We start from the raw sequence: 16,069 nt of genomic DNA, 5'->3' as shown, positions 1-16,069 counted from the left end.
AATGAGTCTGAAAGATAAAACACAATCCCTGTTTGCTGAAAAATTTGGCTACCCTGCCACCCATATTATCCAGGCGCCAGGCCGCGTTAATCTGATCGGCGAGCACACCGACTATAACGACGGTTTTGTCCTGCCGTGTGCCATCGACTACCAGACGGTGATCGCCTGCACGAAACGTTCAGATCGTAACGTGCGAGTGATCGCCGCGGATTACGGCAACGAAATTGACGAATTTTCCCTTGATGCGCCGATCGTGACCCACGACAGCCAGCAGTGGTCGAACTATGTTCGCGGCGTGGTGAAGCATCTTCTGAAGCGTAACAAGAATTTCGGCGGGGCCGATCTGGTGATCAGCGGCAACGTGCCGCAAGGGGCGGGATTAAGCTCTTCCGCATCGCTGGAAGTGGCGGTCGGCACCGTGTTCCAGCAGCTTTATCATCTGCCGCTGGACGGGGCGCAAATCGCCCTCAACGGTCAGGAAGCGGAAAACCAGTTCGTGGGCTGCAACTGCGGCATTATGGATCAGCTGATTTCCGCGCTGGGCAAGAAAGAACATGCTTTGCTGATTGACTGCCGCTCCCTGGGGACCAAAGCGGTTCCACTGCCAAAAGGTGCGGCTGTGGTGATCATCAACAGCAACTTCAAACGCACACTGGTGGGGAGCGAGTACAACACCCGCCGCGAGCAGTGTGAAACCGGCGCGCGCTTCTTCCAGCAGCCAGCCCTGCGTGATGTCTCACTTGACGAATTTAACAAGGTTGCCCACGAACTGGATCCGGTTGTCACGAAGCGCGTGCGTCACGTGCTGACGGAAAATGCCCGTACCGTAGAAGCCGCCTCCGCGCTGGCGAAAGGTGACCTGAAACGGATGGGCGAGCTGATGGCCGAATCGCATGCCTCCATGCGCGACGATTTCGAAATCACCGTGCCACAAATCGACACCCTGGTTGAAATTGTGAAAGCCACGATTGGCGACAAAGGCGGCGTGCGTATGACCGGGGGGGGATTTGGCGGCTGTGTCGTCGCCCTGGTGCCGGAAGAGCTGGTCCCTGCCATTCAGGACGCGGTGGCTAAACAGTACGAAGCCAAAACGGGCATCAAAGAAACTTTCTATGTCTGCAAAGCATCACAAGGAGCCGGACAGTGCTAAACGAAACACCTACTCTCGCACCGGATGGTCTGCCGTATCGCCTGTTAACCCTGCGCAACAGCGCCGGGATGGTGGTTACGCTGATGGACTGGGGCGCAACGTTACTTTCTGCCCGCGTACCAATGCCTGACGGCAGCGTGCGCGAAACCCTGCTCGGCTGCGCATCGCCCGAGCAGTATATCGAGCAGACCGCTTTTCTGGGCGCATCCATAGGCCGCTACGCCAACCGCATCGCCAGAAGCCGGTTTACGCTGGACGGCGTAACCTATTCCCTGCTTGCCAGCCAGGGTGAAAATCAGCTGCACGGCGGCCCGGAAGGGTTTGATAAACGTCGCTGGAAGATTGTGCAGCAAAATGACGGTGAGGTCTGGTTCTCTCTGGACTCCCTCGACGGAGACCAGGGCTTCCCGGGCAATCTCACCGCAACCGCACGCTTTACCCTGACCGAAGATAATCGTATCGCCATTGAGTACCGCGCGACCGTCGACAAGCCGTGCCCGGTCAACCTGACTAACCACGCCTATTTCAACCTTGACGGCAATCAGACCGATGTCCGCAGCCACAAACTCCAGATCCTGGCGGACGCGTATCTGCCGGTCGATGAGATGGGGATCCCTTATCAGGGGCTGAAACCGGTAAGCGGTAATAGCTTTGATTTCCGTCAGCCGAAAACCATCGCCCAGGATTTCCTGAGTGATGACGATCAGCGCAAGGTGAAAGGCTACGACCACGCTTTCCTGTTGCAGGCGAAAGGCGATCTTTCTCAACCTGCCGCACAGGTCTGGTCTGCGGATGAGAAGTTACAGATGACGGTCTACACCACCGCCCCTGCCCTGCAGTTCTACTCCGGTAATTACCTGGAGGGGACCACGGCGCGTGAACATAACGACTACGCCGCCTGGCAAGGTCTGGCGCTGGAGAGCGAGTTCCTACCGGACAGTCCTAACCATACTGAATGGCCGCAGCCGGACTGCGTGCTGCGTCCGGGTGAAGAGTACGTAAGCGTCACAGAGTATCATTTCATTCCGCGCGCATAATGTCCGGCGGCGCTACGCGTGCACGGGCCTACGAATGTAGGCCGGATAAGCGAAACGCCATCCGGCAAAAAGCCTGGCCCTCACCGCGAGGGCTTTTTTCCGCTCAGCTTGCTGAAAATAGCGGCGATCGCAGACAAAATCATAACCCTGGATTCACATGCATCTTACACTCTCGAACTATTTTCGCTATGGTTAGGGTTAAGCGTTGCTGCTGGCACAGTCACGGCAATATAATGAGAATTGTTATCATTCAAAATGCTTGAGGAGTAAGAAATGGCTAATACTAAGCTTGTCCTGGTGCGCCACGGCGAAAGCCAGTGGAACAACGAAAACCGCTTCACCGGTTGGTATGACGTTGATCTGTCCGAGAAAGGCGTGAGCGAAGCAAAAGCGGCAGGTAAACTGCTGAAAGAAGAAGGCTTCACCTTTGACTTTGCTTACACCTCTGTGCTGAAACGTGCCATCCATACCCTGTGGAACATTCTGGACGAGCTGGATCAGGCCTGGCTGCCGGTTGAGAAATCCTGGAAACTGAACGAGCGTCACTACGGTGCGCTGCAAGGTCTGAACAAAGCAGAAACCGCAGAAAAATACGGTGACGAGCAGGTTAAGCAGTGGCGTCGTGGTTTTGCGGTCACGCCTCCAGAGCTGAGCAAAGATGACGAGCGCTACCCGGGCCACGATCCGCGTTACGCGAAGCTGACTGAGGCTGAACTGCCGCAGACCGAAAGCCTGGCGCTGACCATCGACCGCGTTGTGCCTTACTGGAACGAAACCATTCTGCCACGCCTGAAAAGCGGCGAGCGCGTCATTATCGCTGCTCACGGTAACTCCCTGCGTGCGCTGGTGAAATACCTGGACAACATGGGTGAAGATGAAATCCTCGAGCTGAACATCCCTACCGGCGTGCCGCTGGTGTACGAGTTCGACGAAAACTTCAAGCCAGTTAAACATTACTACCTGGGTAACGCCGACGAAATCGCTGCAAAAGCGGCGGCCGTGGCGAACCAGGGTAAAGCGAAGTAATTTTCGCCGGACATAAAAAAAGCGTGGAGCAATCCACGCTTTTTTATTGCCCGCGATAAACTTAACCGCGACGCGCTTTTACCGCATCCGCCAGCTGACGCAGGATCGCATCGGTATCATCCCAGCCAATGCAGGCATCCGTCACGCTCTTACCGTAGACCAGCGGCTCGCTGCCCTCCAGATTCTGATTGCCTTCCACCAGATGGCTCTCAATCATCACCCCAATCACTGCGCGTTCACCGTTGGCGATTTGCTGACAAACGTCTGCACCAACTTCCATCTGCTTTTTGAACTGTTTGCTTGAGTTCGCATGGCTGAAATCGATCATGATCTGCGGCGCCAGTCCCGCTTTCTCCAGACCCGCCTTCACTTCCGCTACGTGTTTAGCGCTGTAGTTAGGCTCTTTACCGCCGCGCAGAATGATATGGCAATCGCCATTACCGCTGGTATTCACGATAGCCGAGTGGCCCCACTTAGTCACCGACAGGAAGCAGTGCGGCGCGCCAGCCGCATTGATGGCATCAATAGCGACTTTGATGGTGCCATCAGTGCCGTTTTTGAAACCCACCGGGCATGACAGGCCAGACGCCAGCTCACGGTGAACCTGCGATTCAGTCGTACGCGCACCAATAGCGCCCCAGCTCATCAGGTCAGCCAGATACTGCGGGGTGATCATATCGAGGAATTCTCCGGCAGCAGGCAGCCCGCTGTCGTTAATCTCCAGCAGCAGCTTACGCGCAATACGCAGGCCGTCGTTGATCTGGAAACTGTTGTCCATGTGCGGATCGTTGATCAACCCTTTCCAGCCCACGGTGGTACGCGGTTTTTCGAAATAAACGCGCATCACAATTTCCAGTTCGCCCTTCAGCTCTTCGCGCAGGGTGAGCAGACGTGACGCGTACTCTTTGGCCGCAGCAGGATCGTGAATGGAGCACGGTCCGATGACCACCAGAAGACGATCGTCGCTACCTTTCAGGATCTTGTGGATCGCCTTGCGGGCATGAGACACCGTGTTGGCGGCATTTTCGGTGGCGGGGAATTTTTCAAGGAGCGCTACGGGAGGTAATAACTCATTGATCTCTTTAATGCGTAAATCGTCGTTCTGATAATTCATCTTCTTTCCGGCTCTGCCATATCTTTAGTAATGAAAGCAATGCTTTCAATCTAACTTGTCGGTCACGAAGTGTAAACGGGCTTTTACACTTCGCGCAGATAATTCCTGGAATTCGCCTAAAATACGCAACAAAATAGCGAAAAATGAGATCTCGCCTAAGCTTTTTACTTGTAACGACTGTTTTTAAATATTTATACGCGATTCCATCCTGACATAATTCAGGAATCTGGGATCTTTCGCCACTGAACAAGATGCACTGTTGGAGAATGTTATCCAGCGTAACGATAAGAACAGGAGCACCATGATGAAAATGACGAAACTGACTACGCTTTTCCTGACGGCAACCCTTACCCTGGCAAGCGGTAGCGTACTGGCAGCCGATACAGGCTCCTCCGGCAGCAACGGCGACGCGAATGCCGCTGCCGAAGCGGGCCAGGTTGCGCCGGATGCAAAACAGAATATCGCGCCAAATAATGTTGATAACAGTAATATCAACACGGGCAATACCAACACCGGCGGTACGAATACCGGCACGATGAACCATGACGGTATGAGCACTGACGAAGTTCACAAAAACTCAATGTGTAAAGACGGGAAATGCCCGGACCCGAATGACAAAGTGGGCAGCGATGCCAATACCAAAACGGACGGTACTACCCAGTAACCTTCCGTAAGGTAAAAGAGGGAGAGCGAATGCTCTCCTTTTTTATTTAAGCTCTTAAAAACGCTACACTAAAAATAATAATAAATCAGGAACGATACCATGGCGCACTCCCACTCCCATTCCCACTCCACTGGCGATGAAAATGCCAAACGGCTTCTGCTGGCTTTTGGCGTCACTGCCACCTTTATGATTATTGAGGTGACAGGCGGACTGATCTCCGGATCGCTGGCGCTGCTGGCCGATGCCGGGCATATGCTGACCGACGCTGCCGCGCTCCTGTTTGCTCTGCTGGCCGTGCAGTTTGCCCGTCGCCCTCCCAATGCCCGCCACACCTTTGGCTGGCTCAGACTGACCACACTTGCTGCGTTCGTGAATGCGATTGCACTGGTGGTTATTACCATTCTTATCGTCTGGGAGGCGTTTCAGCGCTTTCGTCATCCACAACCGGTAGCCGGAACGACGATGATGGTGATTGCTATTGCCGGGTTGGTCGCCAATATTCTGGCATTCTGGATATTGCACCGCGGCAGCAGCGAAAAAAATCTGAACGTACGGGCCGCGGCGCTTCACGTGCTGGGCGATCTGCTGGGTTCCGTAGGTGCCATCGTCGCCGCGCTGATCATTATGGGTACGGGCTGGACCCCCATCGACCCGATTCTTTCCGTGCTGGTATCGTGCCTTGTATTACGCAGTGCCTGGCGGCTGTTGAAAGAGAGCGTGAATGAACTGCTGGAAGGCGCTCCCACGTCGCTGGATATTGGCGAGCTAAAACGCAATCTGTGTCGTTCCATTCCTGAAGTCCGTAACGTTCACCACGTTCACGTCTGGCTGGTGGGTGAGAAACCGCTTATGACGCTGCACGTTCAGGTTATTCCGCCCCACGATCACGATGCGTTGCTTGAACGTATTCGGCACTTCCTTGAGCATCACTACGAAATTGCGCACTCCACCATCCAGATGGAGTATCAGCCTTGTAACGGGCCAGACTGTCACCTGAACGAGGCGCAGTCCGGCCACTCACACGAGCATCACCATTAGCGGGAAAGCGCGCGAGAGCCACGCTCACGCGCGCTGTTGATCCACATGCGGCTACCGTTCAGGGCAATGACGGTCAGCAGCATATACTCCAGCGACATGGCATAAACGCCCTGACGGGCAAAAATCACCACGCTAATCACGTTGATGACCACCCACAGCAGCCAGTTTTCAACGTATTTACGGGTCATCAGGATCATTGCGGCAATCGAAAGCACCATCATGCAGGAATCCCAGAACGGGAAGGCATCAGGCTGAAGCTCAGGCATCGTCACGTTTAATCCCAGACCCGACATGACCGAGACCGCCACGCGCGTCAGGAAGGCAAATACCGGGTCAATAAAGACGGTCATAAAGCCGATTGCCACCACGCAGGCCGCGAGCCAGGCAATGGCTTTTGGCAACGGCAGCCAGCGGATTTGCAGCTCCGCCTCCTGCTGACTGTTTTGCCGCGACCAGGCGTACCAGCCATAGATATTGGCCGCGAAGAAGAACAGCTGCAGAAGCAAGCTGGCGTAGAGCTGGATCTGGAAGAAGATGATCGCAAACAGCGTGACGTTTATCAGCCCGAACGCATAGTTACTGATCTTCTCAAGGCTGGCCAGCCAGATACAGAGTAAACCGGCCAGCGTACCTACCGCTTCAATCCACGACAGGTCATAGCCGCCCGCACCAATCGGGATATGAACCAGGATGTTCTGTGTGCTAAAAAAATCCATTTTTTCTCCGGGGCGTAATAAGTTAAGTACGTAGTGTAGCCGCAAAATCCAGCATACGGTTAAGCGGAATTAACGCGCCTTCGCGCAGGGCGGCGTCTACGTGGATCTCATGCGCTGCGCCCCCGATCTCCAGCCCCTCCGCTATCGCCTTAAGTCCATTCATCGCCATCCACGGGCAGTGCGCGCAGCTTCGACAGGTCGCCCCTTCTCCGGCGGTTGGCGCTTCGAGCAGCTCTTTTTCTGGTACGGCCTGCTGCATTTTATAGAAGATACCGCGATCGGTCGCCACGATGAGCTGCTTGTGCGGCAGGGTTTTTGCCGCGTTTATCAACTGGCTGGTTGAGCCGACGGCGTCCGCCATCTCAACAATCGACTGCGGCGACTCCGGATGCACCAGAATTGCGGCCTGCGGGTATAAGCGTTTCATCCTGGTCAGTGCCTGGGTCTTAAACTCGTCGTGAACGATACAGGCGCCCTGCCAGCACAGTACATCCGCACCGGTCTGTTTTTGTACGTAGTTTCCCAGGTGACGATCGGGCGCCCAGATGATTTTCTCCCCCAGGCTGTCCAGATGTTCAATCAGCTCAACGGCAATACTGGACGTTACTACCCAGTCTGCCCGGGCTTTCACCGCCGCAGACGTATTGGCATAGACCACCACGGTACGGTCAGGGTGGGCATCACAGAAGGCGGTGAACTCATCAATCGGGCAACCGAGGTCAAGAGAACATTCGGCATTCAGCGTAGGCATCAGAATCGTTTTTTCCGGGCTGAGGATTTTTGCCGTTTCACCCATAAAACGAACCCCCGCGACCAGCAGCGTGGAGGCTGAATGCTTAGCACCGAAACGCGCCATCTCCAGGGAGTCTGAGATACAGCCGCCCGTCTCTTCTGCCAGCTGCTGAATTTCTGGGTCGGTGTAGTAATGCGCCACCATCACCGCATCACGCTCTTTAAGCAGGCGCTTAATTTTTTCACGATAGAACTGTTTTTCATCCCGGCTTAGCGGAGCGGGCTTCGGCGGGAAGGGATAGATTGCGGTTTCGGGATCAAACATCACACTCATTATGGCTTCTCGTTTTACTGGCTTAACAATATTGCCTTTGTTTTGCATGAGATAACAAAAATGAGGCAATGGTGTTTTGTATACTAAACAAGATAGCGAATTTGAGGGGGAATGTCATCGGGAATTGATGCCGGTAGCATCTGTCGGGTGGCGGCTTCGCCTTACCCGACCTACAAGGCACTGGCGAACGACAGATAGCAAAAAGGCGCCTTTAGGGCGCCTTTCTACACTGGTGGGTCGTGCAGGATGACTCGGCTTCGCCTCGCCCTTCGGGCCGTTGCTAAAGCAACGTTATCCTTCACGTGTAATATCTGAGTAAGACATTAAAATTGGTGGGTCGTGCAGGATTCAAAATCCCGACCAATTGATTAAAAGTCAACTGCTCTACCAACTGAGCTAACGACCCATTCGGGTGTTGCCTGAATTATCACTCGGAACCAATAAAATTGGTGGGTCGTGCAGGATTCGAACCTGCGACCAATTGATTAAAAGTCAACTGCTCTACCAACTGAGCTAACGACCCATTCGGGTGTTGCCTGAATTATCACTCGGAACCAATAAAATTGGTGGGTCGTGCAGGATTCGAACCTGCGACCAATTGATTAAAAGTCAACTGCTCTACCAACTGAGCTAACGACCCGAGTGGTGGGTGATGACGGGCTCGAACCGCCGACCCCCTCCGTGTAAAGGAGATGCTCTACCAACTGAGCTAATCACCCACTCTGTACTGCCGGAACTGCTTTAAGTGGTGGGTCGTGCAGGATTCGAACCTGCGACCAATTGATTAAAAGTCAACTGCTCTACCAACTGAGCTAACGACCCACTTTTGCGCTGCTTTCACGTTGTTTGATATCCCGTGGCAACGGCGGCATATATTACTGATTTAAGAATTCTGCGCAACAAAAATTTCGATGAAGATCACTTAACTGCTTAGGAATCATGCTGCACGACCAGAAATAACGCGATTTCTGGTCATGCGATAATCAACCCATCGAACTCAAACGTTTTTGCGCTTGTTTGGCGCCGTCTGTACCCGGGAATTTCGCAACCACCTGCTGATAAACCGCTTTGGCTTTTGCAGTGTCGCCTTTGTCCTGCATGATCACGCCGACTTTATACATCGCATCAGGTGCTTTCGGTGATTTCGGGTAATTTTTCACCACAGAGGCAAAATAAAACGCCGCATCATCCTTTTTACCCTTGTTGTAATTCAACTGACCCAGCCAGTAGTTCGCATTTGGCTGGTAAGTAGAATCAGGGTACTTCTTAACGAAGTTCTGAAACGCAACGATAGCATCGTCCTGGCGCGATTTGTCCTGTACCAGGGCAATGGCCGCGTTATAGTCCGTATTCGCGTCACCGCTCTGTACAGGCGCACCTGACGACGCGGAGGCATCTGCCGCAGGTGCAGGCGTCGCCGCACCGCTTTGATCGCCTGCTGCGGGCTGTGCAGCCGCACCGCCGCTGCTCAGGCTATCCATCTGCGACAAGATTTGCTTCTGGCGTTCCACAACCTGATTAAGCTGATACTGACTCTCCTGGATCTGACCACGAAGGGAATCGATATCGTTCTGGTTGTCAGAAAGTTGCTGCTGGAGTTGAGTTAAAAGCTGGCTGTGAGCGTTAGAGATACGCTCGAGTTGAGTGACCCGGTCTTCTACCGAGCCTGAGCCGACACTACTGATTGGTGCCTGAGCAAAAGCGGCCCAGGGGGCCGCTATTCCAACCAGTAACGACAGACTCATCAGATGATGTCTGAAGTTACTGCTCATGCAATTCTCTTAGTAAACGAGTACGGCACGACGGTTTTTGGAGTAAGCCGCTTCGTCGTGACCCAGTACTGCTGGTTTTTCTTTACCGTAAGAAACGATGGAGATCTGGTCAGCAGAAACGCCTTTACCCTGCAGGTACATTTTAACAGCGTTCGCACGACGTTCACCCAGGGAGATGTTGTACTCTGGAGTACCACGTTCGTCCGCGTGACCTTCTACGGTGACTTTGTAAGACGGGTTGCTACGCAGGAAGTTTGCGTGCGCATCCAGCATTGCAGCGAAGTCAGAACGGATGTCGTATTTATCCAGATCGAAGTAAACGATGTTGTTCTGCTGCAGCTGCTGCATCTGAAGACGCGCTTGCTCTTCAGAAGACATGTTGCCATTGCCGTTAGCGTCCATACCGGTGCCGGCACCCATCATGCCTTCGCCGCTCTGGTCATTGCTTGCGTTCTTGTTAGAAGAACACGCTGCGATTGCCATTACAGGCAGAGCGATCATCAGCCCCTTCAGCACTTTGTTCAGTTGCATTTCTAAGATTCCTTTAGTAATCAATTAATTATTATTACAGATACGGCGACCAGGCAGGTGATTTTACCTGTCCATCAGTTGCCGGAAGACGCGCTTTGAAACGCCCATCTGTAGAAACCAGATTCAGCACGGATCCCATCCCCTGAGAAGAGCTGTAGATTACCATGGTGCCGTTAGGTGCCAGACTTGGCGTTTCATCCAGGAACGTTGACGACAGTATTTGTACGCCTCCCGTTACCAGATCTTGTTTGGCAATGTGCTGCTGACCACCCGCAGTGCTGACCATTACCATTGTTTTACCATCGGCACTGACGTCAGCATCCTGGTTCTGAGAACCTTCCCAGGTAATACGCTGCGCTGCTCCGCCGTTGATATTCACTTTATAAACTTGTGGACGACCCGCCTGGTCGGACGTAAAGGCCAGATTCTGGCTGTCCGGGAACCAGGTTGGTTCAGTGTTATTGCTACGACCATCCGTGACCTGACGGATCTGACCAGAACCAATATCCATTACGTACAGATTCAGGCTACCGGTTTTAGACAGGGCAAACGCCAGTTTGGTACCGTCCGGAGAGAACGCAGGTGCACCGTTGTGACGTGGGAATGACGCAACCTGACGAACGGCACCGTTAGAGAGCGTCTGGATGACCAGCGCGGAGCGGCCGCTTTCGAAGGTCACATACGCCAGCTTTGAGCCGTCCGGAGACCATGCCGGAGACATCAGCGGCTGCGGTGAACGGTGTACGGTGAACTGGTTGTAACCATCGTAGTCAGAGACGCGCAGCTCATAAGGGAACTGGCCGCCGTTGGTCTGTACCACGTACGCGATACGGGTACGGAACGCACCTTTAATACCGGTCAGCTTCTCAAACACTTCGTCACTCGCCGTGTGGCCTGCGTAACGCAGCCACTGCTTGTTCACTTTATAGGTGTTTTGAGCCAGAACGGTACCCGGCGCACCGCCGGTATCCACCAGCTGATAAGCGACGTTATAGCCGCCGTCTGGCGCAGGGGTAACCTGCCCGACAACCACGGCATCAATACCCAGCGCAGACCATGCAGCAGGCTGAACGTCCTGCGCAGTACCCGGCTGCTGAGGCAGACGAGAACGATCTAAGGGGTTAAATTTACCGCTGTTACGCAGGTCAGCGGCAACGATGCCGCCAATATCTTCAGGCGCAGCGCCCGGGCCTGCCCACTGGAACGGAACGACACCAATCGGACGCGCCGAGTCCACCCCTTGGGTGATTTCGATACGTACTTCTGCGTGCAGTACAGCTGCCCACAGCATTAAAAAACTAACTGCTACACGTAATGCCTGCTTCATCATATCTCCCTTATCTGGGTAACCTTACCCACGATAATTTAGCAGAATGTTAACAAACTCAAATAGACAAAACTACTTATCCTGCTTACGACCATAGACTGTTTTTCATACTTCCGTTAGAAGAGTTGATTACAGCTTAAAGTCCAGTTTGGCATCTTTTATCCTTTCATAAACAGCCTCGCTGGGCGGTTTAGGAATGTTCGCCGATCTGGCTGCGGCCAGCGCAGCCTGACAGAGCGCAGGATCGCCCCCTTCAGACGTCACGCTTTTCAACCTGCCGTCTGGCGCAAGATTGATGTGCAGTACGCATTGCTTGCCCTGATACAGGCCTGCATCAAAGAGTCGGCTCTGAATCGCAACCTGGATCTGTTTGGCATAAGCACTGATATCTGCACCTGTTGCCCCACCGTTGGCTCCGGAGGTACCGCTGTCTTTTGACGGCTGTCCATTTCCTTTCGCCCCACCGCCCGTTTTCGGTGCATTCTTACCGGAACTCAGGTCGCCCAGCAGATCGTCAACTCCTGCGGCTGCGGCAGCTTTCTCAGCGGCAGCGGCCTTTTTAGCAGCGGCTTTTTCGGCTGCTGCTTTCTTATCGGCAGCGGCTTTCTCAGCTGCAGCTTTTTTATCAGCAGCGGCTTTTTCTGCCGCAGCTTTCTCAGCGGCAGCCGCTTTTTTCGCAGCATCAGCAGCCGCTTTCTTCTCGGCTTCCTGCGCAGCTTTTTTAGCGGCTTCCGCTTCGGCTTTCTTCTGTGCGTCGGCAGCAGCCTTTTTCGCCGCTTCCGCTTCTGCTTTCTTCTTCGCATCAGCAGCCGCTTTCTTCGCCGCCTCGGCTTCCGCTTTCTGCTGAGCATCAGCAGCCGCTTTCTTCGCCGCTTCTGCGGCTAACTTAGCCTGAGCATCTGCCTGCGCCTTCGCATCTGCTGCGGCCTTGGCTGCCGCCTCTTCCGCTTGCTTCTGCTGTTCCTGAGCTTTCTTCGCGGCGGCTTCAGCCTGTTTCTGCTGCTCCGCCTGCTCTTTCGCCGCTTCCTGTGCCTGCAAACGCTCTTTCTCAAGCTGCTTCAGACGCTCCTGCTCGGCGGCCTGCTTTTCACGTAGCTCTTCCGCCTGCTGTTGCGCCTGTTTTTCACGCTGTTCTTCCGCACGTTTTGCACTCGCCTGCTGCTGTTGCTGGCGATTATAGTTCTGCACTACCGCACCGGGATCCACCATGACGGCGTCGATGGACGAGCCCCCACCGCCGCCTGATGCATCAAGGTGCTCATCGAACGAACTCCAGATCAGCGCTGCAAAAAGAATCACGTGCAGCACTGCGGAGACGATTATCGCTCGCTTAAGCTTGTCGTTCTGTTCGGTTGCCTTTGACACTATCGGTTCCCAAAAACTACGCAGATGATCAAATAGGCTGAGTCATTAAGCCAACTGACTTAACGCCCGCGCTATGTAGCAAGTTCAGCGCTTTGATAATTTCATCATATGGTACGTCTTTCGCACCACCGATTAAGAAGACCGTCTTCGGATTTGACTCCAGGCGTCGTTGCGCTTCAGCAATAACCTGCTCGGGCGGAAGCTGATCCATACGATCTTTCTCGACCACCACGCTGTACTGCCCTACGCCGGAAACCTCAATGATGACCGGAGGATCGTCATTGGTGCTTACCGCCTGTGATTCTGTCGCATCCGGCAGATCAACTTCTACGCTCTGGGTGATGATGGGGGCTGTCGCCATAAAGATCAGCAGCAGCACCAGCAGCACGTCCAGTAACGGAACGATATTGATTTCGGACTTGAGCTCGCGACGACCTCGTCCACGCGATCTGGCCATGGTTTACCCCTTGTTGCTCTCGGTGCTGGTAAACGCCTGACGATGCAGAATCGCGGTGAACTCTTCCATAAAGTTGTCGTAGTTCAGTTCCAGTTTATTCACGCGCTGGTTCAGACGGTTGTACGCCATTACCGCCGGAATTGCCGCGAACAGACCGATTGCGGTCGCGATCAGTGCTTCTGCGATACCCGGTGCCACCATCTGCAAGGTTGCCTGCTTCACCGCCCCCAGGGCGATAAAGGCGTGCATGATCCCCCACACCGTACCAAACAGGCCGATATACGGGCTGATGGAGCCAACGGTACCGAGGAAAGGAATATGCGTTTCAAGATTTTCCAGTTCGCGATTCATGGAAATGCGCATCGCACGCGACGCACCTTCTACCACGGCTTCCGGCGCATGGTTGTTAGCACGGTGTAAGCGAGCGAACTCTTTGAAACCACTATAAAAAATTTGTTCGGAGCCTGAAAGGTTATCACGGCGTCCCTGGCTTTCCTGATAGAGACGAGAAAGCTCTATACCCGACCAGAACTTATCTTCAAACGCTTCGGCTTCGCGGCCAGCGGCATTGAGGATACGCGTTCTCTGGATGATGATGGCCCAGGATGCGATTGAAAAACCAATCAAAATCAACATGATAAGTTTAACCAGAAGGCTTGCCTTCAGGAACAAATCAAGGATATTCATGTCAGTCACTGCTTAAACTCCGCGACAATAGACTTAGGAAGCGCACGAGGCTTCATTATGGTTGGATCAACACAGACAATCAGGACTTCAGCTGAGTTCAGTACCGTGTTCTCTGCATTGACTATCCGCTGCGTGAAAACCAGTGAAGTTCCGCGCATTGATGTAATTTCTGTTTGGACTTCGAGCATATCGTCGAGTCTGGCAGGCGCAAAATACTCAAGCGTCATCTTGCGTACCACGAAGGCAACTCGCTCAGCCAACAGCACCTGTTGACTAAAGTGATGATGGCGCAGCATCTCTGTGCGTGCCCGTTCATAAAAAGCAACGTAGCTGGCGTGGTAGACCACACCACCGGCATCGGTATCTTCGTAATAGACACGTACCGGCCATCGAAACAGCGTTGTATTCACTTTACATCCCGGTAATACAAGAAAAGTTGGAGCTTTCAAACTTCGCTACTATACGCGCGGGAATGATGGTTTGGAATGGGGGAAAGTAAACGGAGAGTAAATTTTTATGGGCTCGGGTAAGCCCATATCATTAACGGACATTTCTTATTCAGAAGAAGAAGAAAATCAAACCGGCGAGAAGAACCAGATCGGCAATCAGCGGGCAGAAGATGCCCTGCCAGTGAAGCGCTTTCGGACGAAAGCCGACACCGTGAATCACACCTGCACACACCGCCCACATAATCAAGAAGCCGTGCCAGATCTCAAGCTCGCTGGTTTTAGCCGCGAAGCGCGACGGGTCCCAGAAGATACAGCCCGCCAGCAGTAATGCCATAATGAGGGAAAGCGCCCGCAGGGGGCGCTTGTCCATTACCGCATATAACGTTGCGATAATATTCATTAGTGCTTATCTTCACCTGCTTTAGACGCTTCTACATGCTCAAGCGCCAGGGCAGTGATGACACCAAATGCACAGGCAAGAAGCGTCCCTAAAATCCATGCGAAATACCACATATTCAGCTCCTTACTTAATACATAGAGTGGGTGTTGCTTTCGATATGTTCTTTAGTGATGCGACCGAACATTTTCCAGTAACACCAGGCGGTGTAGAGCAGGATAATCGGCACGAACACGCAAGCAACGTACGTCATCAGGTTCAACGTCAACTGGCTGGACGTTGCATCCCACATGGTCAGGCTAGCATTCATCATGGTGCTGGATGGCATCACGAATGGGAACATAGCAATACCTGCCGTCAGGATAATGCACGCCAGCGTCAGGGAAGAGAACACGAACGCCATAGCGCCTTTCTCCAGACGAGACATTAACACTGTCAGCAGTGGCAGCAGCACACCCAGAGCAGGGATAGCCCACAGCGCAGGCATATTGTTGAAGTTCACCAGCCATGCGCCAGCCTGACGCGCCACCTCTTTGGTCAGCGGGTTAGACGGTGCGGTATGGTTAATGGCGGAGGTCACCACGTAGCCATCAATACCGTACACGACCCACACGCCTGCCAGCGCGAAGCAGACCAGCGTCACCAGCGCCGCCACCTGAGCGGTCGCACGGGAACGCAGGTGCAGTTCACCTACGGTACGCATCTGGAGATAGGTTGCGCCCTGGGTGATGATCATCGCCACGCTCACCACGCCCGCCAGAAGACCAAACGGATTCAGCAGCTGGAAGAAGTTACCGGTGTAGAACAGACGCATATATTCGTCGACGTGGAACGGTACGCCCTGTAACAGGTTACCGAACGCCACACCAATGACCAGCGGTGGAACGAAGCTACCAATGAAGATGCCCCAGTCCCACATGTTACGCCAGCGGGTGTCTTCAATCTTGGAACGGTAGTCGAAACCCACCGGACGGAAGAATAAAGAGGCCAGCACCAGAATCATCGCCACATAGAAGCCGGAGAACGCAGCCGCGTAAACCATCGGCCAGGCAGCGAACAGCGCGCCGCCTGCGGTGATCAGCCACACCTGGTTACCGTCCCAGTGCGGGGCGATGGAGTTGATCATGATTCGACGCTCGGTGTCATTACGACCGAGGAAACGGGTGAGCATGCCCACGCCCATATCGAAACCATCGGTGACCGCAAAACCAATCAGCAGAACGCCGATCAACAGCCACCAGATAAAACGCAATACTTCATAATCGATCATTTG

The 16,069-nt window shown here is 53.7% G+C and carries 18 protein-coding genes and 5 tRNA genes; 5 read left to right on the top strand and 18 right to left on the bottom strand.

Translation table 11 applies throughout. From position 1 onward, the window contains the following. The first annotated feature begins 1 nt into the window (after position 1). The 3 genes from galK to gpmA all read left to right on the top strand — a co-directional run bounded on the left by galK (position 2) and on the right by gpmA (position 3,213). The gene (gene galK / locus ACOT0L_RS12175) at positions 2-1,150 is read left to right on the top strand and encodes a galactokinase (RefSeq protein ID WP_045309135.1); all 1,149 of its coding nucleotides are present in this window, start codon (positions 2-4) and stop codon (positions 1,148-1,150) included. Then, entirely contained in the window at positions 1,144-2,187 is a 1,044-nt protein-coding gene (gene galM, locus ACOT0L_RS12170; RefSeq protein WP_126490583.1) for a galactose-1-epimerase, read from the top strand. The genes galK and galM overlap by 7 nt, the downstream gene beginning before the upstream one ends. 273 nt (positions 2,188-2,460) lie before the next feature. Beyond that, the gene (gpmA, locus tag ACOT0L_RS12165) at positions 2,461-3,213 is read left to right on the top strand and encodes a 2,3-diphosphoglycerate-dependent phosphoglycerate mutase (protein WP_003858562.1); all 753 of its coding nucleotides are present in this window, start codon (positions 2,461-2,463) and stop codon (positions 3,211-3,213) included. Positions 3,214-3,274: 61 nt separating this feature from the next. Here the strand turns inward: gpmA and aroG are convergent, their stop codons facing one another. After that, the gene (aroG, locus tag ACOT0L_RS12160) at positions 3,275-4,327 is read right to left on the bottom strand and encodes a 3-deoxy-7-phosphoheptulonate synthase AroG (protein WP_022647478.1); all 1,053 of its coding nucleotides are present in this window, start codon (positions 4,325-4,327) and stop codon (positions 3,275-3,277) included. Positions 4,328-4,631: 304 nt separating this feature from the next. On the opposite strand from aroG, the gene ACOT0L_RS12155 reads away from it, so the two are divergent. Then, positions 4,632-4,991: a protein YbgS gene (locus ACOT0L_RS12155; protein WP_022647477.1), complete on the top strand. Its 360-nt coding sequence runs from the start codon at positions 4,632-4,634 to the stop codon at positions 4,989-4,991. A 99-nt stretch (positions 4,992-5,090) separates the two neighbouring features. Further along, positions 5,091-6,029, top strand: a complete 939-nt coding sequence (zitB, locus tag ACOT0L_RS12150) for a CDF family zinc transporter ZitB (protein ID WP_022647476.1) — start codon at positions 5,091-5,093, stop codon at positions 6,027-6,029. Here the strand turns inward: zitB and pnuC are convergent. The 17 genes from pnuC to cydB all read right to left on the bottom strand — a co-directional run bounded on the left by pnuC (position 6,026) and on the right by cydB (position 16,066). Then, positions 6,026-6,745 (bottom strand): nicotinamide riboside transporter PnuC, encoded by a 720-nt coding sequence (pnuC, locus tag ACOT0L_RS12145; protein WP_022647475.1) that lies wholly within the window; start codon positions 6,743-6,745, stop codon positions 6,026-6,028. The genes zitB and pnuC overlap by 4 nt on opposite strands. Before the next feature lie 22 nt (positions 6,746-6,767). Beyond that, a complete protein-coding gene (gene nadA, locus ACOT0L_RS12140; protein WP_032676358.1) occupies positions 6,768-7,811 on the bottom strand; it encodes a quinolinate synthase NadA in 1,044 nt (347 codons plus the stop codon). Positions 7,812-8,141: 330 nt separating this feature from the next. Further along, positions 8,142-8,217 (bottom strand) — tRNA-Lys (locus tag ACOT0L_RS12135). Between the two features lie 41 nt (positions 8,218-8,258). Further along, positions 8,259-8,334 (bottom strand) — tRNA-Lys (locus tag ACOT0L_RS12130). A gap of 41 nt (positions 8,335-8,375) precedes the next feature. After that, positions 8,376-8,451 (bottom strand) — tRNA-Lys (locus ACOT0L_RS12125). Positions 8,452-8,454: 3 nt separating this feature from the next. Beyond that, positions 8,455-8,530: transfer RNA gene (locus ACOT0L_RS12120), tRNA-Val, on the bottom strand. A 27-nt stretch (positions 8,531-8,557) separates the two neighbouring features. Continuing rightward, a tRNA-Lys gene (locus ACOT0L_RS12115) sits at positions 8,558-8,633 on the bottom strand. Positions 8,634-8,794: 161 nt separating this feature from the next. Continuing rightward, the gene (cpoB, locus tag ACOT0L_RS12110; protein WP_022647473.1) at positions 8,795-9,583 is read right to left on the bottom strand and encodes a cell division protein CpoB; all 789 of its coding nucleotides are present in this window, start codon (positions 9,581-9,583) and stop codon (positions 8,795-8,797) included. A 9-nt stretch (positions 9,584-9,592) separates the two neighbouring features. After that, positions 9,593-10,114 (bottom strand): peptidoglycan-associated lipoprotein Pal, encoded by a 522-nt coding sequence (pal, locus tag ACOT0L_RS12105; protein WP_003858578.1) that lies wholly within the window; start codon positions 10,112-10,114, stop codon positions 9,593-9,595. 34 nt (positions 10,115-10,148) lie between these two features. Then, entirely contained in the window at positions 10,149-11,441 is a 1,293-nt protein-coding gene (tolB, locus tag ACOT0L_RS12100) for a Tol-Pal system beta propeller repeat protein TolB (RefSeq protein ID WP_022647472.1), read from the bottom strand. Positions 11,442-11,570: 129 nt separating this feature from the next. Continuing rightward, entirely contained in the window at positions 11,571-12,806 is a 1,236-nt protein-coding gene (gene tolA / locus ACOT0L_RS12095) for a cell envelope integrity protein TolA (RefSeq protein WP_126503756.1), read from the bottom strand. A gap of 28 nt (positions 12,807-12,834) precedes the next feature. Further along, positions 12,835-13,263, bottom strand: coding sequence for a colicin uptake protein TolR (gene tolR, locus ACOT0L_RS12090; protein ID WP_003858589.1), 429 nt, complete (start codon positions 13,261-13,263; stop codon positions 12,835-12,837). Between the two features lie 3 nt (positions 13,264-13,266). After that, on the bottom strand, positions 13,267-13,959 hold the full coding sequence (gene tolQ, locus ACOT0L_RS12085; RefSeq protein ID WP_022647470.1) for a Tol-Pal system protein TolQ: 693 nt from the start codon (positions 13,957-13,959) through the stop codon (positions 13,267-13,269). Further along, positions 13,956-14,360, bottom strand: a complete 405-nt coding sequence (gene ybgC / locus ACOT0L_RS12080) for a tol-pal system-associated acyl-CoA thioesterase (protein WP_003858593.1) — start codon at positions 14,358-14,360, stop codon at positions 13,956-13,958. The genes tolQ and ybgC overlap by 4 nt, the downstream gene beginning before the upstream one ends. A 148-nt stretch (positions 14,361-14,508) precedes the next feature. Then, the gene (gene ybgE / locus ACOT0L_RS12075) at positions 14,509-14,799 is read right to left on the bottom strand and encodes a cyd operon protein YbgE (RefSeq protein ID WP_003858596.1); all 291 of its coding nucleotides are present in this window, start codon (positions 14,797-14,799) and stop codon (positions 14,509-14,511) included. Further along, the gene (gene cydX / locus ACOT0L_RS12070; protein WP_014169181.1) at positions 14,799-14,912 is read right to left on the bottom strand and encodes a cytochrome bd-I oxidase subunit CydX; all 114 of its coding nucleotides are present in this window, start codon (positions 14,910-14,912) and stop codon (positions 14,799-14,801) included. Before cydX ends, ybgE begins: the two co-directional genes overlap by 1 nt. 14 nt (positions 14,913-14,926) lie before the next feature. Then, positions 14,927-16,066: a cytochrome d ubiquinol oxidase subunit II gene (cydB, locus tag ACOT0L_RS12065; protein ID WP_022647469.1), complete on the bottom strand. Its 1,140-nt coding sequence runs from the start codon at positions 16,064-16,066 to the stop codon at positions 14,927-14,929. Positions 16,067-16,069 lie beyond the last annotated feature (3 nt).

Source organism: Enterobacter cloacae complex sp. XAL002 (genome assembly GCF_049236805.1).
Lineage (GTDB): Bacteria > Pseudomonadota > Gammaproteobacteria > Enterobacterales > Enterobacteriaceae > Enterobacter > Enterobacter intestinihominis.
Note: the sequence above shows the minus strand (reverse complement) of the source record. Positions and strands in the feature narration are given on the sequence as shown.

What these genes read in the sequence shown, in the direction of transcription:
- pal (WP_003858578.1), bottom strand. Translation starts at nt 10,114, where the DNA reads ATGCAACTGAACAAAGTGCTGAAGGGGCTGATGATCGCTCTGCCTGTA.
- ybgE (WP_003858596.1), bottom strand. Translation starts at nt 14,799, where the DNA reads ATGAATATTATCGCAACGTTATATGCGGTAATGGACAAGCGCCCCCTG.
- ACOT0L_RS12155 (WP_022647477.1), top strand. Translation starts at nt 4,632, where the DNA reads ATGAAAATGACGAAACTGACTACGCTTTTCCTGACGGCAACCCTTACC.
- cydB (WP_022647469.1), bottom strand. Translation starts at nt 16,066, where the DNA reads ATGATCGATTATGAAGTATTGCGTTTTATCTGGTGGCTGTTGATCGGC.
- aroG (WP_022647478.1), bottom strand. Translation starts at nt 4,327, where the DNA reads ATGAATTATCAGAACGACGATTTACGCATTAAAGAGATCAATGAGTTA.
- cpoB (WP_022647473.1), bottom strand. Translation starts at nt 9,583, where the DNA reads ATGAGCAGTAACTTCAGACATCATCTGATGAGTCTGTCGTTACTGGTT.
- galK (WP_045309135.1), top strand. Translation starts at nt 2, where the DNA reads ATGAGTCTGAAAGATAAAACACAATCCCTGTTTGCTGAAAAATTTGGC.
- tolB (WP_022647472.1), bottom strand. Translation starts at nt 11,441, where the DNA reads ATGAAGCAGGCATTACGTGTAGCAGTTAGTTTTTTAATGCTGTGGGCA.
- gpmA (WP_003858562.1), top strand. Translation starts at nt 2,461, where the DNA reads ATGGCTAATACTAAGCTTGTCCTGGTGCGCCACGGCGAAAGCCAGTGG.
- nadA (WP_032676358.1), bottom strand. Translation starts at nt 7,811, where the DNA reads ATGAGTGTGATGTTTGATCCCGAAACCGCAATCTATCCCTTCCCGCCG.
- cydX (WP_014169181.1), bottom strand. Translation starts at nt 14,912, where the DNA reads ATGTGGTATTTCGCATGGATTTTAGGGACGCTTCTTGCCTGTGCATTT.
- zitB (WP_022647476.1), top strand. Translation starts at nt 5,091, where the DNA reads ATGGCGCACTCCCACTCCCATTCCCACTCCACTGGCGATGAAAATGCC.
- pnuC (WP_022647475.1), bottom strand. Translation starts at nt 6,745, where the DNA reads ATGGATTTTTTTAGCACACAGAACATCCTGGTTCATATCCCGATTGGT.
- tolR (WP_003858589.1), bottom strand. Translation starts at nt 13,263, where the DNA reads ATGGCCAGATCGCGTGGACGAGGTCGTCGCGAGCTCAAGTCCGAAATC.